Source organism: Lacinutrix cladophorae (genome assembly GCF_053604645.1).
Genome location: NZ_JBSHNR010000112.1, coordinates 1 through 244 on the forward strand (window position 1 = coordinate 1; position 244 = coordinate 244).

General features: G+C 39.3%; 1 protein-coding gene. It reads left to right on the forward strand.

The window, feature by feature from the left end; genetic code table 11:
* Positions 1-244 (forward strand): SdrD B-like domain-containing protein (locus ACVC3Y_RS10225; protein ID WP_452226814.1); only part of this gene is annotated, 244 nt, incomplete at both ends.

A 244-nucleotide genomic window follows, 5' to 3' on the forward strand; every position in this document is an offset into this window, starting at 1 on the left:
TGTTGATGAAACAACATTACCAGCAGATATTACAGATACTTTAACAACAGGAACTTCAGATCCAGAAACAGTAACCGTATTAGAAGGAGTTGAAACAGCAACAACCGATGATGGTTATGCACCAGTAGTTGGAGATTTAACAGGAGTTGTATTCGAAGATCTTAACGGCGATGGAATACAAGATCCAGGAGAAGAGGGAATAGAAGGAGTAGAAGTTGTAATTACCGATGTTAACGGAGACGAA